Source organism: Litoreibacter sp. (genome assembly GCF_058136045.1).
The window spans coordinates 1-25,405 of the sequence record NZ_JBYVDD010000005.1 but is presented as its reverse complement, the minus strand read 5'-3'; the positions used below and the strand labels follow the sequence as shown (position 1 = coordinate 25,405).

The following is a 25,405-nucleotide window of genomic DNA, read 5'->3' as shown; positions in this document are numbered from 1 at the left end:
TCCAAATTTCATCTTGGTATAAATATTCGCGCCCCGCAGGGCCTTAGCTCAACCAGCGCTTACGACGCCGATAACTGCGCACATCACGGAACGATTTACGCCCCTCTTCCGACATCCCCAGATAGAATTCCTTCACATCAGGGTTCTCACGCAACTCCGCCGCAGGCCCGTCCATCACAACGCGGCCACTCTCCAAAATGTAGCCGTAATGCGCAAAGCGCAGCGCCACATTGGTGTTCTGCTCTGCCAGTAAAAACGACACACCCTCTTGCTCATTTAGCTCTTTTACGATGCCGAAAATCTCTTCAACCAGTTGCGGTGCCAATCCCATAGACGGCTCGTCCAACAAAATCGTCTCGGGCTTCGCCATCATCGCGCGTCCAATCGCAACCATCTGCTGCTCGCCCCCAGACGTATAGCCAGCCTGCGACATGCGCCGCTCGCGAAGCCGTGGGAAATAAGCGTAAACCTTCTCCAGATCCGCCGCCACCGCGCCACGCCCATCACTGCGCGTATAAGCTCCCGTCATCAGGTTTTCTTCAACGGTCAGGTGCTCAAAACAATGACGCCCCTCCATCACCTGAATAACACCACGCTTCACCATCTCAGCCGGATCTTGCCCCGCAATGTTGTTGCCGCGGTAAATGATAGACCCCTTAGTAACCTCGCCACGCTCAGATCGCAGCAAGTTCGAGACCGCCTTCAACGTCGTCGACTTCCCCGCGCCATTGCCACCCAGCAACGCAGTGATCCCACCTTGGGCAACCTTCAAAGACACGCCCTTCAAGACCAAAATGACGTGATTATAAATCACCTCAATATTGTTGACCTCCAAGAGGGTCTCGGTCTTCGTCTCATTCCCAGAACCATCCAGCATCTCAACATCCCATTAAGGTTAACGCACGCGCTCTAAATCAAGCACACACAGGCTTCTTTTTGCCAAAAATACTCAAAATTTCCCGGCCAGCCATCACAGACCAGCCGGGAAAAATTATCGCTTACTTACAGCCGTCAGTGATGCTGTTCTCAGATGCAAACGCAGCCGAATCCTCATCAATCAAACCTTGGATAACTTCTTGGTCAGACTGCTCATAGCCCGTGATCATGTTCCACTTACCAGCGGCAGAATCCCATTGCGCAACTGCGCCAAGACCGTCGCCACCGTGGTTTTCACATGACACTTTGAAGGCTGGACCAAAGCTTGGCAGACCCAAAGCCGCCATCTTCTCTTCGGTGATTTCCAAAGCTTCCATGCCATCACGCATCATTGCCGGGGTAAGGTTCTTCTCACCTGACAACTCTTGCGCTGTTTTAGCAGCCTCAGATGCCAACATCGCCGCATACATGCCACGGTTATAAAGCGCGGTGCCCAACTGGTCACCAGCACCGGCAGCTTTGCCCGCATCAACCACGTATTTACGCAGATCATCATATAGCGGGAAGTCATCGCCAAGGCTGTGGAATGTCAGCGCTTTATAGCCATTGGCCTTGTCGCCAGCAGGCAGCACGTCATTCTCGGAACCAGACCACCAGATACCAATGAAGTTCTCCATTGGATAACGGATATTCGCCGCTTCTTGGATCGCCACTTGGTTCATAACGCCCCAGCCATACATGATGACATTGTCAGGCTTCTCGCGGCGAATTTGCAGCCATTGCGATTTTTGCTCTTGGCCCGGGTGATCAACAGGGATCAACACCAACTCAAAACCATGCTTCTTGGACAGCTCTTCCAACGTGCGGATCGGCTCCTTACCATAGGCAGAGTTGTGGTAAACAAGTGCGATCTTTTTGCCCTTGATATCGCCAAGGCTCATGATGTGGTTCACAGCATGCGACGCGCCATCCCAGTAGTTGGCAGGGTAGTTGAACACGTTCGAGAACACTTTACCGTTCTTAGCAGACGTCCGGCCATAGCCCATCGTGTGCAGCGGAATACCATCTGCCGTCACTTTCGGGATCAGCTGATACGTAATACCAGTAGATAGCGGCTGATACACCAACGCGCCTTCGCCTTTGGTGGACTCATAGCACTCAACACCCTTCTCGGTGTTATAGCCAGTTTCGCACTCAATCACTTTGATCGGAACGCCACCAATGCCGCCATCACGCTCGTTGAGCAGGGCAAAGTAATCTGCATAGCCATCCGCAAACGGAATGCCGTTGGCCGCATAAGGCCCAGTCCGGTAGCTTAGCGATGGGAACACAAGGTCCGCCATCACAGGGCTCGCTGCCATAATGGCCGCCACTGCTAAAGTTGTTAGTTTCATCGTATATATCCTCCCATTGGATTTCGAATTGTAGGGCGGGGTTTACCCCCACCACACCGTTAATGCGGGAACGGCCATAGCCGTAACTTCTCTTTCGCCAAGCGCCATAGCTGCGCCAAACCATGCGGCTCTAAAATCAAGAACATGATGATTAAGCCCCCCGCCACAATAAATTGCAAATGCGCCGCAATATCCGTGGGCCAGCCCAGCATGCCAACAAAGACGTTCTTCAAGAACACCGGAAGCAACACCATAAACGCAGCCCCCGCGAATGAGCCAAAGATCGAGCCAAGCCCGCCAATGATCACCATGAACAACACCAGAAACGATTTCTCGATGCCAAAGCTCTCGCCCACCTCAGCCGCGCCCAAGTAAACACTAAAGAACAGCGCACCAGAGATACCGATAAAGAAGCCCGACACCGCAAAGGCCGTCAACTTGGCCGACATCGGGTTCACCCCAATAATTTCAGCCGCAATGTCCATATCGCGAATAGCCATCCATTTGCGCCCAACAGAGCCGCGCGTCAAATTGCGCGCAATCACCGCCGCCAATGTCACAAAGATCAAACAAATCATGTACTTCGCCCAAGCATCCGTATTCGGACCCGTCACAATGATCCCAAACACAGAGCGCTCTGGCGATGATATCTGCCCAGAGGCCGAGTAATTGTAAAACCACGGCACCTTATTGAACAACCACACCAAAAAGAACTGCGCCGCCAGTGTCGCCACCGCCAGATAGAACCCCTTGATGCGCAGTGACGGCAAGCCAAACATCGTCACCACAACAGCCGTAATCAGCCCCGCCAATGGCACATGCACCAGCATCGACACCTCTGGGAACGCCGTCATTAACTTGTAGACAGCATAAGCTCCCACCGCCATGAAACCGCCCGTCCCAAGGCTCAACTGTCCGCAATATCCGGTCAAGATATTCAACCCAATCGCGGCAATTGCATAAATCAGGAACGGCACAAATACTGCGTTGGTCCAGTAGTCGTTAATGATGAACGGAATGACCAAAAACGCCACCGCCAACACCACATAGTAACGATACCGGTCAAACTTGATCGGAAATGTCTGCGTATCCTCGGGATAGCTCGACTTGAAATCACCTGCTTCACGGTAAAACATCAGACAACACCCCCATTTTGTGCGCGTAGATTATTAGCCACCCGGTTGCGCGGCTTTGCATAGCCTGTCACCTCAGAATGGCGCACCAGATGCAGGTAGCTAAACATGCCAATCGCCCCGCCAATAACCGCCAGCACAGCGGCCGTCATGACCTGTGTTGTGTCGGCGCTATTGGCCGTAACCGCCAGATAGCCAAAGGCCCAAAACCCAGACCACGCGACAACATTCATAATTGCGATAATCTTGCTCATACTCACACCCGCTCGATTATTTTTTCGCCGAACAGCCCTTGCGGACGGAACACCAAAAACAACAGCGCCAACACATAGGCAAACCAGTTTTCTGTTGCGCCACCAACCATTGGCCCGATCAGGAATTCAAACAATTTCTCGCCCACGCCGATAATCAAGCCACCAACGATGGCACCCGGAATAGACGTAAACCCGCCCAGCATCAGCACCGGCAACGCCTTTAGCGCGATCAATGACAGCGAGAACTGAACGCCAGATTTCGCCCCCCACATGATCCCGGCAACCAGCGCCACAAAGCCCGCAATCGACCAGACCAGCACCCAGATAAAGTTCAGCGAGATACCAACCGACAGCGCCGCTTGGTGGTCATCGGCCACCGCGCGCATCGCACGGCCCTGCTTGGTATATTGCGAGAACGCGATCAGCGCCCCCACCAAGAAAACCGCCACAATCGTGGCCGAGATATCTAGGTTATCAATGAAGAAGCCGTAAAACCCGTCAGTGCCCCAAGATGCCGTTGCCTCTTCCAGCCATATGTTGCCCCCCTGCGGCAAGCCCACAGCCATTTTCTTGATGTCGGATCCCCACATCAAATCGCCCACACCTTCAAGGAAGTAGGCCAGTCCAATGGTTGCCATGAACAAGATGATCGGCTCTTGATTGACCAAATGTCGGAACACCAGCTTTTGCACCAGCCAGGCGAATACAACCATCACCCCCGTGGTCAAAAGGATCGCCAGCAGCGCGGGTACATGCCAGCCAAAGTGGTGCACATCAGTGCCAAAGAGCGCATTAATCAGATGCGCAAACGGCACCTGCCCCTCCATGATCCCCACCAAGGTCAGCGCCGCAAACAAGGCCATCACGCCCTGCGCATAGTTGAAAATGCCCGAGGCCTTGAAGATCAGCACAAAGCCCAAGGCCACCAATGCATAAAGCACGCCCGCCATCAGCCCGTTTAAGGTGACTTCCATCGCATAAAGAAACTGGTCAGGCATCGCGGCCTCCATTCATAAGGTTACGATTCATAGCCGTTCTCCTGCGCCTATAACGAGGCTCGAGGTGTGCCCGACACATAGCCGACGTGAAGCCGACAGATATCCGACGTGTATTTTAGGGGCGTGTATTTTAGTCATGGCTAACCCCCAGATACGCATCAATCACCTCTTGATTGTTGCGCACTTCATCCGGTGTCCCGTCGCCGATCTTTTTGCCGTAATCCATCACAACAACCCGGTCAGACAGGTCCATAACCACGCCCATATCATGCTCGATCAGGGCAATGGTGGTGCCAAATTCATCATTAACATCAAGGATAAAGCGGCTCATATCCTCTTTTTCCTCGACGTTCATTCCCGCCATAGGCTCATCCAACAGCAGCAATTTCGGCTCCGCCGCCAATGCCCGCGCCAGCTCTACCCGCTTTTTCAACCCGTAAGGCAACCGCCCCACAGGGGTTTTACGAATGGCCTGAATTTCTAGAAAATCGATAATCTTTTCAACAACTTCACGGTTTTCAGTCTCTTCTTTCTCAGCCTTACCCTTCCAGAGTATCTGGCTCAGCATTCCCGAATTCATATGCGTCAACCGCCCGGTCATCACGTTATCCAAAACGCTCATACCCTCAAATAAAGCAATGTTTTGAAACGTCCGAGCAATCCCTTGCTGCGCAACCTTATAGGGCCGCATCGCTGGGCGCTTCTTGCCGTGGAACCAAACCTCACCCTCTTGCGGATTGTAGAACCCCGAGATCACATTCAGCATTGAAGATTTACCGGCCCCGTTTGGCCCGATAATAGCACGAATTTCGCCCTCGTTGATGTCAAACGAGATATCCTTAATGGCCACCACCCCGCCAAAGCGTAGAGTGATATTCTTCATTTCCATCATGGTGTTACCGATCTTCCGGCCATCGGAAGTCGTGTAGTTTCCGCCAGTCAAAGCGTTCATAATGCTACCTCATGGGATGGCGGGCGGGGCGATGATGAAATCGAGCGTCGTACCGTCATTTTGCAGCTCCCGTAATTTCAACAACAGCCGCATTGCTCACAGCCAACGTCGCTTTAATCGCGCCTTTGCGCCCATCTTCATACGTCACTTCTGTCTCGGTAGAGATGCTCTCAGAGCCGTCATAAAGCGCCCCAATCAAGTCCGAGAACTTGTTTTCAATGATCCGCCGACGCACTTTCAACGTCCGCGTCAGCTCCCCATCATCTGCATCCAGTTGCTTATGCAGCACGATGAAACGATGCACTTGGCACCCCGACAACATAGGGTCCGCCGCGACCGAGATATTCACCTCTTCCACATGCGCTTTCATCGCTTCCAAAACCTGCGGATGACCCGCCAATTCTTGGTAGCTGGAATAGGCAATATTATTGCGCTCTGCCCAATTGCCGACAGCCGTCAGGTCAATATTCAAAAACGCGGTGCAATAGTCTTTACCATTGCCCATCACCACGGCTTCCAAAATATTGGGGAAGAATTTCAGTTTGTTTTCAACGTATTTCGGCGCAAACATAGAACCGTCAGCCATTTTGCCAACGTCTTTGGCACGGTCGATAATACGTAAATGCCCGCTGCTTTCCTCGATAAAGCCCGCGTCACCTGTGGCCACCCAGCCCTCCGCATCTTTAGTCGAGGCAGTACTTTCCTCGTTTTTATAATAGCGCACAAACACGCCCGCAGAGCGGTAGAACACTTCGCCATCATCCGCGATCCGCAGCTCAACACCGGGCGATGGAACGCCAACCGTATCAGCGCGCACCTGCCCATCAGGTTGCTGCGTAATAAACACACAGGCTTCCGTCTGGCCGTAAAGTTGCTTCAGGTTAATCCCAAGCGAGCGATAGAACGCAAAAATCTCCGGCCCAATCGCTTCGCCAGCAGTGTAGCCCACCCGCACACGGCTAAAGCCCAGCGTGTTTTTCAACGGGCCATATATCATTAACTCGCCCAGTTGATATTTCAGCCTATCCGCAAGCCCGACAGAGTTACCGTCCAATACATCCGGACCCACTTTTTTGGCATGCGCCATAAACATGTAGAACAACCATTTCTTAAATCGCCCTGCATCCTCCATCCGGATCATCACATCCGTCAGTTGCGTCTCGAATACGCGCGGTGGCGCGAAGTAATAAGTCGGCCCAATTTCGCGCAGATCACTATGCATCGTTGATGGGCTTTCAGGGCAGTTCACACAGAACCCTGTCCAGTATGCTTGCCCAACCGAGAAGATAAAATCACCGACCCAAGCCATTGGCAGGTAAGCTAAAATTTCTTCATTCATGCTTAGATGATCAAACTCGGAAGACGCTTTAGACGTCTCAATGACATTGCGGTTCGATAACACCACCCCCTTGGGTTTGCCCGTCGTCCCCGATGTATAAAGCATCACACAAGTATCATCATAACCAAGCTTGGCGCCGCGCCGCTCCATCTCGGCACGGTCCCCATCAGCAAGGCCATTGGCTTGCAAATCAGTGTATTTAATTAGTGCTTCATGGTCGTATTTGCGCAAACCGCGTGGGTCCAAATACACCACATGCTCGATGTCATGCAGCTGGTCTTGGATCTCTGATACTTTATCAACTTGCTCTTGATCTTGAACGATCACATAGCGCGCACCGCAATGATCCAGCACATATGCCATCTCGTCTGCGCTCGCGTCTTGGTAAAGAGGCACAGGAACCGCGCCCACCATTTGAGCGGCAACAAAGCTCCAGTAGAAGTAAGGTCGATTACGGCCAACGATGGCAATATGGTCGCCCTCGGCAACGCCAATGGTCAGCAAACCTAACGCCAGCGCTTCCACCTCTTTCGAGACCTCCGCCCACGTCCAGCTTTGCCAGATGCCAAACTCTTTTTCCCGATAGGCAACCTTATCGCCAAAGCGCGCTACATTGCGCGCCAAAAGGCGCGGTAGCGTTTCCAGACCAGCCGAAGCAGATGTCGCGTGAACCAAATTTTCCTCCCAGTGCCGAGCAGCCCGGCGTTGAGGCTTTGCGCCCCTCTTGAAGTGATATTGGGCGGCGGTTGGGTGATACGTCAATCGTTTTTTTGAACAATCGTTCAGATAGCGCAAACAACGTAGTTTTCATCCCTCCCCGCAATGAAGAACCCTTCAAAACCCCCTATTTTGCTGCAATTATAGGCTCCACCTTTTCCACCCGGACCGCCGAAAATTTAAACTCCGGAATTTTGCCAAAGGGATCAACAGCGGGATTCGTCAAAATATTGGCTGCAGCCTCCACATAAGCGAAGGGTAAAAACACCATATCAGGCGACACGGCACGATCCGCTCGTGCCATCACGTCTATGGTGCCGCGCCGCGTCGTCAGGCGTAGCACCCCACCCGGATCAACGCCCAATTTGCGCAGAGTTGAAGGGTGTAGAGAGCAATTCGCTTCCGGTTCCAACCCGTCTAAAACCAATGAGCGCCGCGTCATTGACCCCGTGTGCCAGTGCTCCAACTGGCGCCCAGTGGTCAGGATCATCGGGTAGTCCGCATCGGGGCTTTCATCGGGCGCGATCACACTCGCCGGAGTGAACTTGGCGCGACCATCCGCGCGGGGAAAACCATCGCCAAATACAATCGCCTGCCCCGGATCCTCCGGCGACAACGACGGATATGTCACCACGTTCTCGCTCATCAAACGGTCCCATGTGATGTTGTTCAGCGAATTCATATTCAGCTTCATCTCCGCGAACACATCGGCGGGGCTCTCGTAGGTCCAACCTAGGCCCAGGCGTTTTGCCAGCTCCACTTCGATCCACCAATCTGCCCGCGCATCGCCCGGGGGCGGCACCGCAGGGCGACCCATCTGAACTTGGCGGTTGGTGTTGGTTACCGTGCCTGACTTCTCGGCAAACGCCGAGGCGGGCAGGATCACATCCGCAAAGTTTGCCGTTTCTGTCAGGAAAATATCCTGCACAACAAGGTGATCCAGTTTCGCTAAAGCATCGCGTGCATGTTCCACATCGGGGTCAGACATGGCCGGATTCTCACCCAAGATATACATCGACTTGATGTCACCATCATGCACCGCGTCCAGAATTTCAGTAACCGTCAGGCCTTTCTCGTTTGAGAAATCTTCCGAACCCCAAACGTCCGTGAAGGCCGAGCGCACACCATCATCCATGACGCTTTGATAATCAGGTAGGAACATCGGGATCATCCCCGCATCAGACGCGCCTTGCACGTTGTTTTGCCCGCGCAGCGGATGCAAACCCGCACCGGGGCGCCCCACTTGCCCCGTCATCAATGCCAGTGAAATAAGACAGCGTGCATTGTCCGTGCCGTGAATATGTTGACTGACACCCATGCCCCAGAAAATCATACCTGCTTGCGCGCCAGCAAAGGTCCGCGCCACATCACGCAACATCTCTGGTTCAATGCCGCAAATCTTGCTCATTTTCTCTGGCGTGAAATCGGCGAGGTGGGATTTTTCGGCTTCCCAGTTTTCCGTGTAAGCGTCGATATATTGTTTGTCGTAAAGTTCCTCTTCCACGATCACATGCATGATCGCGTTCAACATCGACACATCTGCGCCGGGACGGAATTGCAGCATATGCGACGCGTGCCGCTTCAACGCTTGGCCGCGCGGATCCATCACGATCAGCTTGCCGCCGCGCTTGGTGAACTGCTTGAAATACGTCGCCGCGACCGGATGATTTTCCGTCGGATTGCAGCCGATCACGATGGCCACGTCCGAGTTCTCAATCTCGTTAAATGTCGCAGTCACCGCCGCTGATCCCACGTTTTCCATCAGCGCCGCCACCGAGGATGCGTGGCACAAGCGCGTGCAGTGATCCACATTGTTATGGCCAAACCCCTGCCGGATGATCTTTTGAAACAGGTAGGCTTCCTCATTGGTGCACTTGGCGGACCCAAAACCCGCGACCTCGCGCCCGCGTCCCTTCATGCCGCCTGCCGCCAAATTCAGCGCCTCATCCCACGTCGCCTCGTAGAAGACTTCCTGCCAGTTTCCGGGGTCCACGTTCAGCCCTTTGGCTGGCGCATCATCGCGGCGGATTAACGGTTTGGTCAGGCGATGTTCATGATGAATATAGTCAAACCCAAAGCGCCCTTTAACACACAGACGCCCCTCGTTAGCGGGGCCATTGATGCCCTCGACATACTTCACTTTGCCGTCTTTAACTTTCAACGAGACCTGGCACCCAACGCCACAGAATGGGCAGATACTCTCGACCTCGCTGTCAAAATCCTTGCTATCACCAACTTGGTTTTCATCCGTCACCGTTGCGGGCATCAACGCGCCGGTTGGGCAGGCCTGCACGCATTCACCGCATGCCACGCAAGTGCTTTCACCCATCGGGTCCGCGAAATCAAAGGACGGGTAGGCATCTTGGCCCCGCCCCGCCATGCCGATCACATCATTGACCTGAACCTCGCGGCACGCCCGCACACATAGCCCGCATTGGATGCAGGCGTCTAAGTTCACCGACATCGCTACATGGCTGTCATCCAACAAAGGAATACGGCCCTGCTCCAGCTTGGGAAACCGGCTTTCTGACACACCTTGCATCGCCGCCATATCCCACAGATGGGACGATTTATCATGCGCCACATCAGGCGCGGGTTGATCCGCAACCAGCATCTCAATAACCATTTTGCGGGCGGTCTTGGCGCGGTTGGAGTTGGTCGTCACGACCATGCCCTCAGCAGGGTCACGAATACACGAGGCGGCCAGAACACGCTCGCCCTCGATCTCGACCATGCAGGCACGACAATTGCCATCAGGGCGATATCCCGGCGCAGGCTTGTGACACAAATGCGGGATCACAAGACCCCGGCCGTTGGCAACTTCCCAAATTGTGTCGCCCGCACGGGCTTCTACCTGCTCACCGTCGAGCGTGAATTTGATCGTGTCAGTCATTGGCGTGTCTCCCTGCGTGAACAGTTTAAACCATCTACACCGATATTTTAGCGCGTCATGCGCGACCTCAAACACCGTATTTGCGTCAGGCACGTTTCCCATTGGCAACCCTGCGCCGCCTCGCGTAAGCCTTGTCTTAACACAAAAAGGGACGCCGCTATGACACATCTTTGGGTACGTGCCGAGAGCAGAGATCACGAACAACGCGTTGGGATCACACCCGAAGGGATTCGCGCGCTAATGGCCAAAGGCCTGCGTGTAACAGTCGAGCAAAGCGCCTCGCGCGCGCTGCCAATTCAAGGATACGTCAACAGCGGATGCGACATCGCCCCCGAGGGCAGTTGGACCAGCGCCCCCGATGACGCCATCATTTTTGGCCTGAAAGAGTTGCCCGCCGACGGCACTCCCCTGCCACATCGCCACATCATGTTCGGCCACGCTTTTAAGGGCCAACCTGATGGCCGCATTCTGTTGGACCGGTTCAAGGCAGGCGGTGGCGCGCTTTACGACTTAGAATACTTGGTCGAAGACAATGGCCGCCGTGTCGCGGCTTTTGGCTATTGGGCAGGCTTTGCGGGGGCCGCTGTCAGCCTGTTGTGCTGGATCGCGCAACAACATGGCTCCATCGCCCAACCGGTTGGCGTCTACACTTCCGCGCAAGCCTTGCAAGACGCGCTTCAAGCGAAGCTGGCGCCGCTTGGCAATAAGCGCCCGACTGCGCTGATCATCGGCGCACTGGGTCGTGTCGGCACGGGGGCTGCGGACCTTTGCGCATCAATGGATATACCCATCACCAAATGGGACATGGCCGAAACCGCACACGGCGGCCCGTTCCCTGAAGTGTTGGAGCATGACATTTTGATCAACTCGATCCTCGCGCGCCCCGGCTCGCCGGTGTTCGTCCCCGCATCGGCGAAAACTGCGCCGCGCAACTTGTCGGTGATCGGTGATGTTGCCTGCGACCCTGATAGCGCGTTTTCCCCGATCAAGGTTTATGACCGCGTAACAACATGGGACCAGCCCGCTTTACGCGTGCACGACACCCCCGTACTAGACGTCACTGCCATCGACAATCTGCCGTCAATGCTGCCTGCGGAATCGTCTGATGATTACGCCCAGCAACTGCTACCTACCTTGCTAGCTCTTGGCAGCATCAACGTCGGCGTTTGGGGCCGTGCCCGCGACACGTTTGAAGCGCACCTCTAGAGCAGCTCTTCCTCGGCATTTGTCAAATCAAGGCCCAGCATTTCTGCCCCTGCCTCAAGGTGGTCGGCGAAATGCGGCAACCCCAATAGGTAATCATCTGTCGGGGCCACCGCCTCTTGACGCGCCATCATCAGTGCATCGCTAAACTCATTGGCATCGAAGCTGCCGCGCCCGACCCAAGTCAGCGCCACGAGGGCGATTTGCTCATCCTCGTTCAGCCCCTTGATGAAGGCGCGCAACTCACCCTCTGCACGGCCAAGTTCATGGCCGAACAACACTATCTGTGCGATCTTGTGGAGTGAAATATCCATGTGTGCCATTCCTTTGCTTTGCAAACGCAATTTAGGCCGCGTCGGCATCGCGCCCCATGACATGGATCAAACGGTAACTTAGTCTTTGGGCTGCTCAAGCGGGACAACATTACTCGCCTCTGGGGCCAATTCCTCAAAATCAAAGTTGTCCAAACGGTCCGCCCGTTTGCCTGCACGCGTTGCCGCCGTTAGCACTCCAGCCACATCATCGCCTGCTTGGCGCAAATGTGTTTCCAGCTTACCGGCTTTCTCGCCGATGATCTCTACATCGCGGTGCAGTTGGCGCAGTGCTTTGCGTATCTCGCCGGTTTGCTCGCGCATCCGCGCATCTTTCAAAATAGCGCGCATCGTGTGCAACGTGGCCATACAGGTCGTCGGTGACACGATCCAAACCCGCGCCGCAAACCCTTCGCGGATGATCTTGGGCAGACGCGCGTGCAACTCCGCGTAAACCGCCTCTGACGGCAAGAACATCAACGCACCATCCGCTGTTTCACCCTCGATCAAATAGCTCTCGGAGATCTTCTTGATATGGACCCGCACCGTTTGGCCCAACGCCGTCAACGCACGGGCTTGATCCTCTTTAGTGTCAGCATTCACCAACAACTCGTAAGCTTCCAGCGGGAATTTGGCATCGATCACAATTGGACCGGGCGGGTTCGGCAAATTAATCAAGCAATCCGCCCGCCGCCCATTCGACAGCGTATGCTGGAAGGAATAGCTGTCCGGCGGCAACGCCTTGGATACGATATCATTGAGCTGAATTTCCCCAAAAGCCCCGCGCGTCTGCTTGTTGGACAGAATATCCTGCAAGGACAAAACATCGCCCGACAGCTTCTCGATATTAGTCTGCGCGCGGTCGATCGTCGCCAGCCGTTCTTGCAATTGGGTCAGTGATTTGGTGGTTTTCTCAGACGAGCCATGCAGCGTGTCATTCATCCGTTCCTGCATATCCGACATGGAGCGCGCGGACTTCATCGCGTTCTCGTGCAGCCGCTCCGCCATCTTTTGCTGCACTTCGGCAAGGCGCACTTCCATGGTTTGCAACGTCATGCTCTGGTTTTTCGATAGGCCCTCCAGCCCGCCAGACAATTGCGCCTGCCCCGTGCCGAGATTATGCACCGTCTGGTTCAACTGCCCCATCTGCATCATCATTGGCTGAGCCATTTGCGCCGCGCGCCCTGCGGACCTGACCACCGTGATCAACAACACAATCACCAATGACAACACCGCCACGCCCACAAGGCCAGCAATCACCAGCGGGTCATCCCACTGCAAAACCATATCGCCAATTTGGATCATGTGCGCCCAAACAACCGTTCAATATCTGTCAATTTCAGCTCCACATAAGTTGGCCGACCATGGTTGCATTGCCCTGAATGCGGCGTTGCTTCCATCTCGCGCAGCAGCGCGTTCATCTCATCGGCGCGCATCCAGCGCCCAGACCTGATCGAGCCATGGCACGCCACCCGACTTAGCACCGCCTCGATCTTGTCCGCGACCAATTGCGTGTCACCCAGATCATCCAATTCGTCTAAAATATCGCGCACCATGGCTTCCGCGTTTACCTCGCCCAAAATGGCAGGCGTTTCGCGCACAGCTATCGCACCGGGGCCAAATGGCTCCAGCGTTAGGCCCAGCTTCGACAGCGCATCTGCATGGGTCAACAACACCGCGACATCCGCTTCTGACATCTCGACAATCTCAGGGATCAACAACGCCTGCGCCGCCACGCCATTTTCCGCCATTTGACGTTTTAGCTTCTCGTAAACCAGCCGCTCATGCGCTGCGTGCTGGTCCACGATGACCATCCCATCAGCTGTTTGCGCGATAATATAATTCTCATGCACCTGCCCACGCGCCGCCCCTAGCGGGAAGTTTTCCAAAGGCGTGGCTTCCGGCTCCACCACATCAACGCGGCTATAAACTGCCTGCGTCTCCGAGAACCCCGGTGTCGAGGAACCATCCGTTAAAAACCCAGGCGCCTGCGCCTGATAAGATGCCCTCAATGCACCCTGAGACGCCCCATCCATCTGATAAATCGGCCGGTCCACGCGCTCGGGCTGGAACGCCCCCAGCGTCGCATTTGCCACGGTGGTCGAAGCACGGTGCCCCGCCTCTGCCAGCGCATGTTTCAACGCCGATACAATCAAGCCGCGCGCCAATCCCGGCTCGCGAAACCGCACTTCGGCTTTGGCGGGATGCACATTAACGTCAACGCGCGTCGGCTCGACCTCTAGGAACAGCGCCACAACTGGGTGGCGATCACGGCTCAGAAAATCCGAATACGCCCCACGCAACGCACCTATTAACAGCTTGTCACGTACTGGGCGCCCATTCACAAACAAGAACTGCGCCACACTAGAGCCACGCGAGTAGGTCGGCAAAGCCGCATAACCCGTCAGCGTCATACCCTCGCGCTCGGCATCAATCGCCAGCGCATTATCAGCAAATTCCGCCCCAAGGATCGAGCGTAACCGCCCCCCTAACGCATCGAACATATCGCCCGTCTGTGCATCTGCGCGAAACGTCACACGCCCCTTATCGTCACGCGATAAATCGCGCACGGTAAAGCCCACATAAGGCTCCGCCATCGCCAAGCGTTTCACCACATCAGAAATCGCACCCATCTCTGCGCGGTCCGTGCGCAGAAACTTCAACCGGGCAGGCGTCGCGTAAAACAGGTTGCGCAGCTCAACCACAGTGCCTTTGCTCAGCGCCGCCGGGCTTACTTGCCCCATAACGCCGCCATCCACCGTGATCCGCGCCGCATCTTCACCCGCTATGCGCGATGTTATTGTCATGCGCCCAACGGCGGCCATTGACGGCAATGCCTCGCCGCGAAACCCGAATGTATGGATGTTCAACAAATCCGAGCCGTCAATCTTCGACGTTGCATGGCGCGACAATGCCAATGGCAAATCTTGCGCAGGAATACCGTGACCATCATCCGTGACACGGATCAGCGTTTTGCCACCATCTTTCACGCATAACTCAATACGCGTAGCCCCTGCATCCAGCGCATTCTCAATCAGCTCTTTCACGGCCGAGGCAGGGCGCTCCACCACCTCGCCAGCAGCAATGCGATTGACCGCCACCTCGTCCAATTGCTTGATCTGAGACCGTTTTGCGGGCTGGCTATCGCCTATGTTGGGGTTTGGGGCATTCATACCCCAAATTGTAGCACGCAAGCCGCCGATTCGGCCATGTAACTTTGACTATTGGTTAGCACTCAAACCCACAGGCTTTCCGACCACCACAAAATGCAAATCATCTGGCTTCAACAAGGTGCCGGCAACACGCTTAATGTCTTCCAGCGTTACCGCTTCCACCTTAGAATTTCGCGTATCGATGTAGTCAATTGCCAAGTCATCAAATTGCATCGCCACAAGGATCGTCGCAATCCGGCCATTACCATCAAAGCGCAAAGGATACGCGCCTGTCAGATAGGTTTTAGCCGTATCCAGCTCTTCTTGCGTCACGCCATCCTTGGCCAGTTTCGACCACTCATCACGGATCACCGAGATCGCTTCGGCCACGCTTTCATTTGATGATGACACACGCCCCATCATTAAATCCACATGCTCTCGCAGGGCCAGATAGGAATATACCCCATATGTCAGTCCGCGTTTTTCGCGAACCTCATCCATCAAACGAGACCCAAAACCGCCCGCGCCCAGCACTTGGTTCATCACAAAAGCCGCAAAGAAATCCGGGTCGTCACGCTCGATCCCACTATGCACAAACAGCGCCACAGATTGCGGTGTGTCATACTCAACAACCGTCTCGCCACCCTTTAACAAGAACGGCGCACGCCCCGGCATATCGGGCCCGGTTGCGGGTAAATCGCCCAACAAATCATCCAGCAAAACGCCCAATTCTTCGGGGGTGATATCACCGACAACACCAACATGAACGCGGTCCAACGCCAATAGGTCTGTGTAAGAGGCCAGCAAATCATCACGGCTCAGCGCCGCGACGCTCTCTGCGGTGCCTTCAATTTTAGTCGCATAAGGGTGGTCGCCATAGGCAAGCCTCGCAAGGGTTTTACTTGCGATATCATTGGTGTCTTCCTCATCAGAGGCAATGATCGACAACACCTGACCACGCACACGCTCCACCGCATCCCCGTCAAAGCGCGGCGCATTAATAGCCGAGCGCAAAAGCGCTAGTGACGGCGCGCGATTTTCCGTCAAAAACTGCGCCGATACTGAAAAGCTATCCGGGCTAACATCAAAATCAAACTGCAACGCCAAAGCCTCGGCTGCGGCGGCAAACTCGATCGAGCGCAACTCCCCCGCGCCCTCATCCAGTAAGCCCGACATCAAGTAAGCGGCCCCACGCTTGCCCTCGCGGTCCAGTGATGCACCGCCCTTAAAGCGGATTTCTAACGCGGTGAACGGGATCGATGGCTCTTGAACTAGCCATGCCTTGATCCCCCCCGGTGACGTCACTTCCTTGATATCGAGCGCCATAGCAGGCAGCGAAATTATTGCAAAACAGGCGACAAGCACAACACGTATCATGGGGCGCATCATTGGCTGACCTCCTTGGTCACAGGCTTGCGGAACCATCCGGTCACCGCCTTTTTGCGGTCAAAAACCAACCGGGCAGCATCCATGATATCATCCTCAGTGACCGCATCTAAAATTGACGGCCATTCTTGCACATCTTCAACCGTCAATCCCGATGTTAGCGCCGCACCATATTGGCGACCAAGACCTGCCACATCATCTTGCCCGTAAATTAACGATGCACGAATTTGCGACTTCACCCGCGCCAGATGCGCAGCATCCACACCGTCTTCCATGAACTGCGCCACCACAGCATCCATCGCATCTTCACCCTCTTGCAGGCTCAGATCTGGGCTGGGCACCATATACATGCCAAAAGTTGTGTCATCATAATTAACGCCGGAATAGTACACTGAGGTATAGACCGCCTTATTCGTATCCACCTGCAACGCGCGCCCCAGAACCGAGGTCGAGCCACTGCCGCCTAGTATCTCTGCCAACATCGTCAATGCCGCAGCCGTTTTTTGCTCACCCGCATCACGCTCCGGTGCCAAATAGGACCGGATAACATAAGGCTGCGCCACACGCTCATCCTCAAACACAATCCGACGCTCGGCCAATTGTGGTGGCTCAATAGTGCGCACCCGATCTGTTAGGCCAACCGTAGGCTTTAGCGGGCCGTAATAAGTCTTTGCCAGCGCCTCGACCTGTGCGGGATCAACATCACCGGCCACAATCAAAACAGCGGCATTCGGCGCGTAGTATTTTTGGTAAAACTCCAGCGTATCAGTTCGGCTTAGCTCTTCCATCTCGTGGCGCCAGCCAATAATCGGCGTGCCATAAGGGTGGTTTAGATACTGCGCCGCATTGCGCTGCTCGCCAAACAAAGCACCCGGATCGCTATCCGTGCGCTGAGCGCGTTCTTCAAGGATCACTTTACGCTCGGTAGTAACGTCTTCCTCGGTCAGCCGGATATTGCGCATCCGGTCGGCTTCCATCTTCATCATCAGCTCTAAACGATCAGCGGCAATACGCTGGTAATAGGCCGTATAATCCCAAGAGGTGAACGCATTGTCAGAGCCGCCATTGGCCTCGACCACAGCAGAAAACTCTCCCGCTTCCATCTCCTCGGTCGCCTTAAACAACAAATGCTCCAGGAAATGCGCCACACCCGACACCCCCTGCGCCTCGTCCGCAGCACCCGCTTTATACCAAAGCATATGCACCACTACCGGCGCGCGGTGGTCTTCCAACACAACCGCTTGAAGGCCGTTTTCTAAGGTGAACGTGGTAACTTTTTCAGCCGCCAAAACGGGCGTAGCCAACATAATCGGGGCAAACAAACAGGCAATCAGGCCGCGCATACGCATCCTCTCCATAAAATTAGTTAGAAAACACATGGCATGGGATGCGGAAAAAACAACCGCCCCCAACGAAGCTGTGATTGGCTTAATAGTCGACGCCTTCAGGCGGGGCCGAGTTTGTGCGAACCCCAAGGCGACGCAGGCGTTCCAGCTCTGCATATTGGTCCAGAGACTGCTTGCGGTAGGCTTTGAAATAAACGTTCACGTTGAACAAACGCTCCAGCAGACGGCCATCGTTCTTGCGGCGATATTCCAGGTCTTCCGATGCCAAAGCCGAGCGGATGCCGGGCGATACGCCAAAGCGCGACGCATGATTAACCAATCCCCCATCGCGAATGCCACCGCTGGGATTGCCACCAAGGGCAATCACCGCGTCCTCCAGTGGCGTCACGTCGGTGCGGTTTTTGCCACCCTTTGTCGGCGCGGGCAGGGCTGCGTAATCATCGGGCAATGTCAGGGGTTTACTTGGCAAAACCGCAAACTCATCCGGGCCTTCTTCTTGCGATTTAATGTTCAACAGCTGTGGCGTTTTATTGCGATCACATGCCGACAGCGCCATCGAAGCACAGACCATGCCCACAAGGATTATCGTTTTATGTTGCATGAAAGCCCACTCCTGCTCTTCTTTTGATGCCGTTTTAACGCAAACGAGCGCGGTCGTCACGGGGTTCTTTACCCCTGTGCATCTTCGGCCTTGGTATCGTCAAACGCCACCAACGCAAATGCCCCTGCAAAGATAAAAATATCGGCGACATTAAAGGTAAACGGATTATTGATCCCGCAGCATGACATGTTCAGAAAATCCGCCACCGCGCCGTAGATCACGCGGTCCAGCGCATTGGCCAAGGCCCCGCCGATAATCGCCCCTGCCCCCATGCGCGTGATCAGGCGTCCAAGGTTGCGATTACCCCACCAGAGCAGGAACCCGGAAATCACCACCGCCAATATGACCAAAACATAACGCATGATCTCCGGGCTATCAGAGAAAAACCCGAAATTGATGCCCGCGTTCCATCCCATGCGGAAATTCAACAAAGGCGGCAGCACATCAATCGCGCCGATATTTATCAAGTCCAGTTTGTGCACAACTGCCCATTTGGACAACTGATCCACCCCGAAGGTCGCCAATGCGGTAAGAAGCATGATCCTCATAATTAATGCCGGAAATGCCGCATGCCGGTGAAGACCATGGCCAGCCCCAACTCGTCCGCCGCCGCGATCACTTCTGCGTCACGCATGGAGCCGCCGGGTTGGATCAACGCGGTCGCCCCTGCCTCAGCCGCACTAACCAAGCCATCCGCGAACGGGAAGAACGCATCAGACGCCACCGCTGATCCAATCGTGCGCGGCTCTGCCAGCCCCAGTAAATCCGCCACATCTTGCGCTTTGCGCGCGGCAATGCGCGAGCTATCCACCCGGCTCATCTGCCCAGCGCCAATACCAACGGTCGCGCCATCTTTGACGTAGACAATCGCATTAGATTTAACATGTTTCGCAACCCGCCATGCAAACAGCATGTCAGCCAATTCTTGCTCGCTCGGTGCGCGTTTGGTGACAACCTTCAAGTCCGCCAACTCAATGCGCCCATTATCTTTGTCTTGTACCAGCAAACCGCCCGACACTTGGCGCACCGTCAGCGCGGCGCTCAAAATATTCGGTAACCCATCGGTGGTTAGCAGCCGAAGGTTCTTCTTTTTGCTAAAAATACTCATAGCGTCCGCGTCAGCACCGGGCGCAATCACCACTTCTGTGAAAATCCCACTGATGGCTTCAGCCGTTTCACCATCCAGCGGTTGGTTAACCGCAATAATCCCACCAAAAGCCGAGGTCTGATCGCATTGGAATGCATTATTATAAGCCTCAGCCACCGTCGCACCACGTGCCACACCACATGGGTTAGCATGCTTGATAATCGCCACTGCTGGGCCGTCTTTTGGGTCAAATTCTGCGACCAATTCAAACGCTGCATCGGTGTCGTTGATGTTGTTATAGGACAGCTCTTTACCTTGATGCTGCGTTGCAGTCGCCACGCCTGGGCGCGCTGATCCATCCGTATAAAACGCCGCTTGTTGATGCGGGTTTTCGCCATAACGCAGGGTTTGCGCCAAAGTGCCCGCGAACGATTTGCGCCGCGGCGTCTCGCCCAGCGCGCTTGCCATCCAGCTAGACACGGCCGTGTCATAGGCGGCGGTGCGCGAATAGGCCGTCAAAGCCAAAACCTGACGGAACGCATAAGATGTAGCACCGCTATTGGCTTCCATCTCAGCCAAAATACCCGCGTAATCCTGCACATCTGTCACCACATTCACAAATTTGTGGTTCTTCGCCGCAGAGCGCAGCATCGCTGGCCCGCCAATATCAATATTCTCAATACACGTCGCGTAATCCGCGCCCTTAGCCACTGTTTCTTCAAACGGGTAAAGGTTCACCACCAGCAGATCAATCACGCCAATTGCGTGCTCGCTCATCGAGGCCACATGCCCCTCATCATCGCGCAGCGCCAACAGGCCGCCATGCACAATCGGGTGCAACGTCTTCACCCGGCCATCCATCATTTCGGGAAATCCCGTAACCTCGGACACATCCTTCACCGGCAGACCCGCATCACGGATCGCCGCAGCAGTGCCACCCGTAGATAGCAACTCGACCCCATGGCCCACCAGCGCACGGGCAAAATCAATCAGGCCGGATTTGTCAGATACAGAAAGCAGTGCGCGGCGCACGGGTACAAGATCAGTCATAATGGTCCTCAAAACAGCTTGGCAGCAAAATTCATTTCAACGCCAGCTCAAGGTCCTCATCCACATCGCGCACATAGGACGGAGTGTCCTGCGCCTTGGCCAATGACCAGCTGACTTGGCTCGCATACTCCATCACGCGCGCAGATAAAACGATCTGTTTGGACGCACGGGGCTTTAATCGCCCTTTTTCCAAATAAACACTCGGCTCGATGCTCATTTTTGCAGCAACTGAGGGCCGGAAGACCCAAACCTCACCGCTTTTCAACTCAAGCGATACCGCCGTGCCGCCCATATCCAGCGACACATCCACCTCTGGATGCAGATGAAACCGGATCGAATACGCCACACCTTGCAGTGAAACCTTGTCCATATGCGCCTCGAAACGCACCCGGTCTGGGTCCGACAATGCCGCCAGCGTATCTTCGCCAGTAACGCGCCGCCCGTCTAAACTTACCTCTAATTTGCGCACATGGGTCAGGCCGTATTCCACGCAATAGCTGTCATGGCTCGCCATCAGCTCCGAGCGATCTTTGCCCGCCACCCGCTGCTCTGTGACCCGACGCGGGCCAGCAGTCAGGAACTCACCATGCGGCTGGCTTACCAGTTTGGCCGAGGACACACCGTCAATGCACAGCGTTGAGTGTGATGGCGTGGCCCGCCCAGCCCGGCGCCATTCCGCGCCGAAAGGCGCGCCAGAGCCGCAATTCACAATCAAAGCCCGCCGTCCCGAAGTTAGCTCAAACGCCAGTGTGCTGGCATGTGCTGCGCGCGATACATTGCGCGCAGGTGGCGCACTTGCATCCACAACCACCGTCGTGCGCCCGCCTTGCAATCGCGCATAGCCCATTGCCAAGCCGTCCAGATGACTGGCCTTCACGCCGGAGTGCGCCAACGCATGATCCAAACGCCCCTCCAACCCGCGTCCACCGCCATGGAATCGCGCCAAATCACCATCGGCATGACGTAGCGCGCGCAATGTAGGGGCTATCCGCTCAATCGCATCTAGGTGCGCCGAAAGCGGTTCGCGCCCGGCCTCACGCAAGGCAGCTGCCGCCCATGTCAGCAGGGTGAAAACCTCTAGCAATTCCTCAGGATTGCGAGTTGGAATGCCGCCTTCAGCATCAATCTGGTCAGCACATTCGCGCGCCAAGGCCTTCATGGAAGGGCTCGCGAACCGCTCCATCCCGCCCAAACTAAGCGAGGCATATAACAGCCCCGTCAACGCCTCGAAACGCGGCAACCCATGCGAGGCCGCAGACCAGCGCCGCCCCAAATACGCCGTTTGGTGCGCCAGTGATTTATAGTAAATATCGTTAACTTCGGACGACTGCCCGCTCATCAAAAATAGCGCATGGTTAATCCAGCGAATTAACCTGCGCCCGGTTAAATCAGGTGACCACCCAATGCCGCGCCCTCGCCCATAGGTTTTGATCCATTCCTGCACCCAAGCTTGCGCCAATTGGCGCGCATCCCGATCGCCCACGGATGCCAAATCATCCAACCAAGTGAACCCGTTCAACTCGGCCTCATACATCGCATCAGGTGGCGTTATCGCCCATAAGGATTGCCCCTCGGCTTGCACCAAATGTCCGCCAAACTGGAAATTACCCGCCACAAGCTGCTTGCCCTTGGCATAAGATCCTATTGTGCGTGGCTCTGGCTGCGACACAAACCCCGTCGCTTGCGCTCCCATAGAGCACAGCCGGACATGCACTCGGTCCATAAATGTTACGTTGCGCTCCAACCCTTGAGTTGGCACGACTTTGTTGGCCTCAATGCCCATATCACCGACTTTTCGTCTGTTTCTTTTGTCGGTGATTCTACGCGTTCAATGCCGTCCTGTCACCGATTATTCCGGCTTGCGTAACGCAATCATGAAAAAGCCGTCCATTCCGCCACGATCCGGCCAGTAGCTTGGTGACAGACGCAGCCCGCCAACCCGACCACGCCATGCCGCGTCAACACCCGCCATTTCAACCTCAACCTCGGTCAAACCATGGCGCGCCATTGCCGCTTTCGCCTGCCGCTCGCCCTCGTCAAACAGCAGCGAGCAAGTACAATAGACCAACCGACCACCGGGTTTAAGCACACTCACAGCAGCATCGATCATATCCGATTGCAGCGCAAACAGCTCGTCCAAGTGCTTGCCATCTTTGACATATGGCAGATCAGGATGGCGGCGAATTGTGCCTGTGGCGGAGCATGGCGCATCCAGCAAAACCGCGTCATACAGCACGTCATCAGCCATATTCAACGCATCCTCGACCACCAACTTGGCGCTCATGCCCAGACGTTGCAGGTTTTCCTCGACCAGCCCCATCCGTTCGCGCGAAATATCCAGCGCTGTGATCTGCGCACCTGTTGCAACCAGTTGCATCGTTTTGCCACCCGGCGCGGCGCACATATCCAGCACTGCCTCGCCCGACTTCACATCTAGCATCCGCGCAGCCATCGCAGCGGCCGCATCTTGTACCCACCACGCGCCCTCGGAAAATCCGGGCAATTCAGACACTTGAACAGATCGCGATATCCGCAACGACCCTGTCGGTAGCACGTCCGCGCCCAATTGTTCCGCCCAGTGATCAGCCGTGGCCTCATCGCGCAGGGTAATATCCAACGGCGCGCCCGCCAAATGTGCTTGCTCGATTGCCTGCACTGTTTCCTCATCAAGCAAATGCACCACGCGCGCGCGCATCCATTTAGGCAATGTCGAAGGTGGCATATCAGGCCACATCTGTGGGCCTTCCGTGGCCACCTTACGCAACACAGCATTCGCCAAACCCGCCATCTTGGGCGATTGCCCAGAGCGCTTCATCAAATTCACCGCGCTATCAACCACACCGTGCGGGGCCTCGCCCTCGACACACAGCTCTACCACCGCAAGGCGCAGGATATTCAGCGCCACTTCGGGCGGCGTCTTTTCCACGAATTGCGAGATCACCACATCGGCGCGCCCCAGCTCACGCAGGGTCGTTGTCGCCAAACGCTGCGCACGGGCACGATCAGATGGCTCTAGGCGATCCAACACACCACTGCCCAACAAAATGGACAGGGGTTCTTTATCCTCCAACACGCCTCGCAGCAGATGAACCGCCGCACGTCGAGCGTGAAGTCCAGATGAAGGTGGGGTCTCTTGATGCGCCATGCTTGTCTCCTTGCCCATGGGCCGTATATCAAGCGGGTGAGCGGAACAAGGACACACGAACATGAGCCATGACAAAGAGCAGCCCAAAAACCTACCTCCAGCGGCCATTCGCGCCCTAGAGGAAGCAGCCGCGCGCAAGAAAGCCGCCAAAGAGTTGGAATTGGCCCCAGAGCTAGGTGGCCGCGACGGCCCCGAGCCGGTGCGCTACGGCGATTGGGAGCGTAAGGGGATTGCGGTGGATTTTTGAGGGCGAAGTGCAAATTTAGCTAAGTGAAGCCACCGCGACTATCTAAAAACATCAGGCACCATGCCGAACGCACCTCAGCCAAAAGTATCAAAAACTGCTTTGATTTGATCCGTCGTTGGTTTGGGCCCCTGTCCTGTTACATACATCAATGTAATTCCGTCGATCAAACCGGCACATGTATCAATCGGGGCATCAGAGCGCCCATCCGAAATCAGCTCAAAAAAGAACGCAATCGGCCTGCGCGCAGCGGCCGTTAACTGATCCCCGACACCTGCCAGTTCCTCTCGACGAGAGGACGCGACTGTCAGTTCTAATCGAGCAAGAAACAAGTTTCGTTTTTGGTCAGCATAGGCGACCGTCACGTCCCCGACAAATTCAATTGCCGCATCCATACCTTGCTGTGCTGCTCGCTCGGCGAAGCCTAGCTGAAGTTCCTCGCAATCCTTTCCAAGAAGATCCGCAAGATGGTTGGCGGCGGCCACAAGAAGCGCGGCCTTCTTGGGGAAATAGTAAGTCGTTGAACCTTGTGGCAACTCAGCAATTTGATCAACCGCACGATGCGTCACGCCCTCCAAGCCGCGTGTGCCAAGAAGCTCGATAACACCATCCAAAATGGCGCTCTTACGGTTCGTCGGTTTCGTCATTAATTTTGCGCCTATACAAATGTAGAGCTTAACTCTACAATCAAAATGAATTACACATCAAACATAAGAGCAAGCATGACACAAACCATCACCCGCATGAACCCCTCGACGATGCCCGATGCCTCAAAAATAAGGTACTCTCAAATTTCAATCGTTGAGCCGGGTCGCATGGCCTACATTTCCGGACAGGTCGCAGAACGCGTGACCGGAGAACCGGTTCCAGCCAATCTGGTCGAACAGGCCATGATTGTCGCCGCGAATGCAAAAGCAGCGCTAGATGCACTCGGCGCAACACCCGAAAATATTGTAATCGCACGTTGCTTCATGACCGACCTAACTCCAGAGACGTTGGAGCAGGCGTTCCCACCAATTCTAGAGTTCTTTGGCGGAGCGATGCCCTGCATAACCGGTGTCGGCGTTACGGCATTAGCATCGCCAGAGTTAAAAATCGAGTTGGAGCTCACCGTCCGTTTACCAAACTAATAACGCGCGCCTCACGCTTATCGCTAAGACATGGTTGTTTATGTGGGGCGCAGCATTTCAAGATTCAGCACGCTTTGGAGATTGGGAGCGTAAGGGGATTGCGGTGGATTTTTGAGGGGATGTCCGCTTTGAGCCCACTTTGACTATTGCCACAGATTGTATGCATGAATAGCTAACCATACGCCCCGCCTGAA

General features: G+C 55.2%; 23 protein-coding genes. 4 read left to right on the top strand and 19 right to left on the bottom strand.

The genetic code is table 11. The annotated features are described in order from the left end of the window. Window positions 1–43: 43 nt before the first annotated feature. The 8 genes from AC3Y7R_RS07650 to fdhF all read right to left on the bottom strand — a co-directional run bounded on the left by AC3Y7R_RS07650 (window position 44) and on the right by fdhF (window position 10,556). Entirely contained in the window at window positions 44–877 is an 834-nt protein-coding gene (locus AC3Y7R_RS07650) for an ABC transporter ATP-binding protein (RefSeq protein ID WP_490041440.1), read from the bottom strand. A gap of 121 nt (window positions 878–998) precedes the next feature. Further along, window positions 999–2,270: an ABC transporter substrate-binding protein gene (locus AC3Y7R_RS07645; RefSeq protein WP_490041439.1), complete on the bottom strand. Its 1,272-nt coding sequence runs from the start codon at window positions 2,268–2,270 to the stop codon at window positions 999–1,001. 59 nt (window positions 2,271–2,329) lie between these two features. Then, window positions 2,330–3,406 (bottom strand): branched-chain amino acid ABC transporter permease, encoded by a 1,077-nt coding sequence (locus AC3Y7R_RS07640; RefSeq protein ID WP_490041438.1) that lies wholly within the window; start codon window positions 3,404–3,406, stop codon window positions 2,330–2,332. Beyond that, window positions 3,406–3,657 carry a hypothetical protein gene (locus AC3Y7R_RS07635; RefSeq protein ID WP_490041437.1) on the bottom strand — a complete coding sequence of 84 codons (252 nt, stop codon included), beginning with the start codon at window positions 3,655–3,657 and terminating at the stop codon, window positions 3,406–3,408. The genes AC3Y7R_RS07640 and AC3Y7R_RS07635 overlap by 1 nt, the downstream gene beginning before the upstream one ends. Window positions 3,658–3,659: 2 nt before the next feature. After that, a complete protein-coding gene (locus AC3Y7R_RS07630; protein WP_490041436.1) occupies window positions 3,660–4,655 on the bottom strand; it encodes a branched-chain amino acid ABC transporter permease in 996 nt (331 codons plus the stop codon). A gap of 130 nt (window positions 4,656–4,785) precedes the next feature. Continuing rightward, the gene (locus AC3Y7R_RS07625) at window positions 4,786–5,607 is read right to left on the bottom strand and encodes an ABC transporter ATP-binding protein (RefSeq protein WP_490041435.1); all 822 of its coding nucleotides are present in this window, start codon (window positions 5,605–5,607) and stop codon (window positions 4,786–4,788) included. 55 nt (window positions 5,608–5,662) lie between these two features. Further along, window positions 5,663–7,621, bottom strand: a complete 1,959-nt coding sequence (locus AC3Y7R_RS07620) for an AMP-binding protein (protein ID WP_490041434.1) — start codon at window positions 7,619–7,621, stop codon at window positions 5,663–5,665. A gap of 169 nt (window positions 7,622–7,790) precedes the next feature. Then, window positions 7,791–10,556 carry a formate dehydrogenase subunit alpha gene (fdhF, locus tag AC3Y7R_RS07615; RefSeq protein ID WP_490041433.1) on the bottom strand — a complete coding sequence of 922 codons (2,766 nt, stop codon included), beginning with the start codon at window positions 10,554–10,556 and terminating at the stop codon, window positions 7,791–7,793. 159 nt (window positions 10,557–10,715) lie between these two features. Between fdhF and AC3Y7R_RS07610 the strand changes: the two genes are divergently transcribed. Continuing rightward, a complete protein-coding gene (locus AC3Y7R_RS07610; protein WP_490041432.1) occupies window positions 10,716–11,762 on the top strand; it encodes a saccharopine dehydrogenase in 1,047 nt (348 codons plus the stop codon). On the opposite strand, the gene AC3Y7R_RS07605 is transcribed toward AC3Y7R_RS07610, so the two are convergent. The 10 genes from AC3Y7R_RS07605 to AC3Y7R_RS07560 all read right to left on the bottom strand — a co-directional run bounded on the left by AC3Y7R_RS07605 (window position 11,759) and on the right by AC3Y7R_RS07560 (window position 23,837). Beyond that, a complete protein-coding gene (locus AC3Y7R_RS07605) occupies window positions 11,759–12,073 on the bottom strand; it encodes a DUF3775 domain-containing protein (protein WP_490041431.1) in 315 nt (104 codons plus the stop codon). The genes AC3Y7R_RS07610 and AC3Y7R_RS07605 overlap by 4 nt on opposite strands. Before the next feature lie 78 nt (window positions 12,074–12,151). Next, window positions 12,152–13,375, bottom strand: a complete 1,224-nt coding sequence (locus tag AC3Y7R_RS07600; RefSeq protein ID WP_490041430.1) for a DNA recombination protein RmuC — start codon at window positions 13,373–13,375, stop codon at window positions 12,152–12,154. Continuing rightward, window positions 13,372–15,243: a DNA mismatch repair endonuclease MutL gene (mutL, locus tag AC3Y7R_RS07595; protein WP_490041429.1), complete on the bottom strand. Its 1,872-nt coding sequence runs from the start codon at window positions 15,241–15,243 to the stop codon at window positions 13,372–13,374. The genes AC3Y7R_RS07600 and mutL overlap by 4 nt, the downstream gene beginning before the upstream one ends. A gap of 48 nt (window positions 15,244–15,291) precedes the next feature. Beyond that, window positions 15,292–16,611, bottom strand: coding sequence for a M16 family metallopeptidase (locus tag AC3Y7R_RS07590; RefSeq protein WP_490041428.1), 1,320 nt, complete (start codon window positions 16,609–16,611; stop codon window positions 15,292–15,294). Further along, complete coding sequence (locus AC3Y7R_RS07585; protein ID WP_490041427.1) at window positions 16,608–17,957, bottom strand: M16 family metallopeptidase; 1,350 nt, start codon at window positions 17,955–17,957, stop codon at window positions 16,608–16,610. Before AC3Y7R_RS07585 ends, AC3Y7R_RS07590 begins: the two co-directional genes overlap by 4 nt. Window positions 17,958–18,036: 79 nt before the next feature. Beyond that, window positions 18,037–18,555 (bottom strand): DUF3035 domain-containing protein, encoded by a 519-nt coding sequence (locus tag AC3Y7R_RS07580; RefSeq protein ID WP_490041426.1) that lies wholly within the window; start codon window positions 18,553–18,555, stop codon window positions 18,037–18,039. 68 nt (window positions 18,556–18,623) lie between these two features. Then, a complete protein-coding gene (gene lspA, locus AC3Y7R_RS07575) occupies window positions 18,624–19,103 on the bottom strand; it encodes a signal peptidase II (RefSeq protein WP_490041425.1) in 480 nt (159 codons plus the stop codon). A 2-nt stretch (window positions 19,104–19,105) separates the two neighbouring features. After that, window positions 19,106–20,692, bottom strand: coding sequence for a bifunctional phosphoribosylaminoimidazolecarboxamide formyltransferase/IMP cyclohydrolase (gene purH / locus AC3Y7R_RS07570; protein WP_490041424.1), 1,587 nt, complete (start codon window positions 20,690–20,692; stop codon window positions 19,106–19,108). Window positions 20,693–20,723: 31 nt separating this feature from the next. Then, window positions 20,724–22,475 (bottom strand): heparinase II/III family protein, encoded by a 1,752-nt coding sequence (locus AC3Y7R_RS07565; protein ID WP_490041423.1) that lies wholly within the window; start codon window positions 22,473–22,475, stop codon window positions 20,724–20,726. 66 nt (window positions 22,476–22,541) lie between these two features. Further along, a complete protein-coding gene (locus AC3Y7R_RS07560) occupies window positions 22,542–23,837 on the bottom strand; it encodes an RsmB/NOP family class I SAM-dependent RNA methyltransferase (RefSeq protein ID WP_490041422.1) in 1,296 nt (431 codons plus the stop codon). A 61-nt stretch (window positions 23,838–23,898) separates the two neighbouring features. Here AC3Y7R_RS07560 and AC3Y7R_RS07555 point away from each other — a divergent pair, with 61 nt between their 5' ends. Then, window positions 23,899–24,084 carry a DUF1674 domain-containing protein gene (locus AC3Y7R_RS07555; protein ID WP_490041421.1) on the top strand — a complete coding sequence of 62 codons (186 nt, stop codon included), beginning with the start codon at window positions 23,899–23,901 and terminating at the stop codon, window positions 24,082–24,084. A gap of 74 nt (window positions 24,085–24,158) precedes the next feature. Here the strand turns inward: AC3Y7R_RS07555 and AC3Y7R_RS07550 are convergent, their stop codons facing one another. Further along, window positions 24,159–24,728, bottom strand: coding sequence for a TetR/AcrR family transcriptional regulator (locus AC3Y7R_RS07550; RefSeq protein ID WP_490041420.1), 570 nt, complete (start codon window positions 24,726–24,728; stop codon window positions 24,159–24,161). Between the two features lie 75 nt (window positions 24,729–24,803). Here AC3Y7R_RS07550 and AC3Y7R_RS07545 point away from each other — a divergent pair, with 75 nt between their 5' ends. Both AC3Y7R_RS07545 and AC3Y7R_RS07540 read left to right on the top strand, forming a co-directional pair. After that, window positions 24,804–25,211, top strand: a complete 408-nt coding sequence (locus AC3Y7R_RS07545) for a RidA family protein (protein WP_490041419.1) — start codon at window positions 24,804–24,806, stop codon at window positions 25,209–25,211. Window positions 25,212–25,251: 40 nt separating this feature from the next. Then, window positions 25,252–25,326, top strand: a complete 75-nt coding sequence (locus tag AC3Y7R_RS07540; protein ID WP_490041579.1) for a DUF1674 domain-containing protein — start codon at window positions 25,252–25,254, stop codon at window positions 25,324–25,326. Window positions 25,327–25,405: the final 79 nt, after the last annotated feature.

Coding starts and splice junctions, on each gene's coding strand:
- AC3Y7R_RS07650 (WP_490041440.1), bottom strand. CDS start 877: ATGCTGGATGGTTCTGGGAATGAGACGAAGACCGAGACCCTCTTGGAG.
- AC3Y7R_RS07645 (WP_490041439.1), bottom strand. CDS start 2,270: ATGAAACTAACAACTTTAGCAGTGGCGGCCATTATGGCAGCGAGCCCT.
- AC3Y7R_RS07640 (WP_490041438.1), bottom strand. CDS start 3,406: ATGTTTTACCGTGAAGCAGGTGATTTCAAGTCGAGCTATCCCGAGGAT.
- AC3Y7R_RS07635 (WP_490041437.1), bottom strand. CDS start 3,657: ATGAGCAAGATTATCGCAATTATGAATGTTGTCGCGTGGTCTGGGTTT.
- AC3Y7R_RS07630 (WP_490041436.1), bottom strand. CDS start 4,655: ATGCCTGACCAGTTTCTTTATGCGATGGAAGTCACCTTAAACGGGCTG.
- AC3Y7R_RS07625 (WP_490041435.1), bottom strand. CDS start 5,607: ATGAACGCTTTGACTGGCGGAAACTACACGACTTCCGATGGCCGGAAG.
- fdhF (WP_490041433.1), bottom strand. CDS start 10,556: ATGACTGACACGATCAAATTCACGCTCGACGGTGAGCAGGTAGAAGCC.
- AC3Y7R_RS07610 (WP_490041432.1), top strand. CDS start 10,716: ATGACACATCTTTGGGTACGTGCCGAGAGCAGAGATCACGAACAACGC.
- AC3Y7R_RS07605 (WP_490041431.1), bottom strand. CDS start 12,073: ATGGATATTTCACTCCACAAGATCGCACAGATAGTGTTGTTCGGCCAT.
- AC3Y7R_RS07600 (WP_490041430.1), bottom strand. CDS start 13,375: ATGATCCAAATTGGCGATATGGTTTTGCAGTGGGATGACCCGCTGGTG.
- mutL (WP_490041429.1), bottom strand. CDS start 15,243: ATGAATGCCCCAAACCCCAACATAGGCGATAGCCAGCCCGCAAAACGG.
- AC3Y7R_RS07590 (WP_490041428.1), bottom strand. CDS start 16,611: ATGATGCGCCCCATGATACGTGTTGTGCTTGTCGCCTGTTTTGCAATA.
- AC3Y7R_RS07585 (WP_490041427.1), bottom strand. CDS start 17,957: ATGCGTATGCGCGGCCTGATTGCCTGTTTGTTTGCCCCGATTATGTTG.
- AC3Y7R_RS07580 (WP_490041426.1), bottom strand. CDS start 18,555: ATGCAACATAAAACGATAATCCTTGTGGGCATGGTCTGTGCTTCGATG.
- lspA (WP_490041425.1), bottom strand. CDS start 19,103: ATGAGGATCATGCTTCTTACCGCATTGGCGACCTTCGGGGTGGATCAG.
- purH (WP_490041424.1), bottom strand. CDS start 20,692: ATGACTGATCTTGTACCCGTGCGCCGCGCACTGCTTTCTGTATCTGAC.
- AC3Y7R_RS07565 (WP_490041423.1), bottom strand. CDS start 22,475: ATGGGCATTGAGGCCAACAAAGTCGTGCCAACTCAAGGGTTGGAGCGC.
- AC3Y7R_RS07560 (WP_490041422.1), bottom strand. CDS start 23,837: ATGGCGCATCAAGAGACCCCACCTTCATCTGGACTTCACGCTCGACGT.
- AC3Y7R_RS07555 (WP_490041421.1), top strand. CDS start 23,899: ATGAGCCATGACAAAGAGCAGCCCAAAAACCTACCTCCAGCGGCCATT.
- AC3Y7R_RS07550 (WP_490041420.1), bottom strand. CDS start 24,728: ATGACGAAACCGACGAACCGTAAGAGCGCCATTTTGGATGGTGTTATC.
- AC3Y7R_RS07545 (WP_490041419.1), top strand. CDS start 24,804: ATGACACAAACCATCACCCGCATGAACCCCTCGACGATGCCCGATGCC.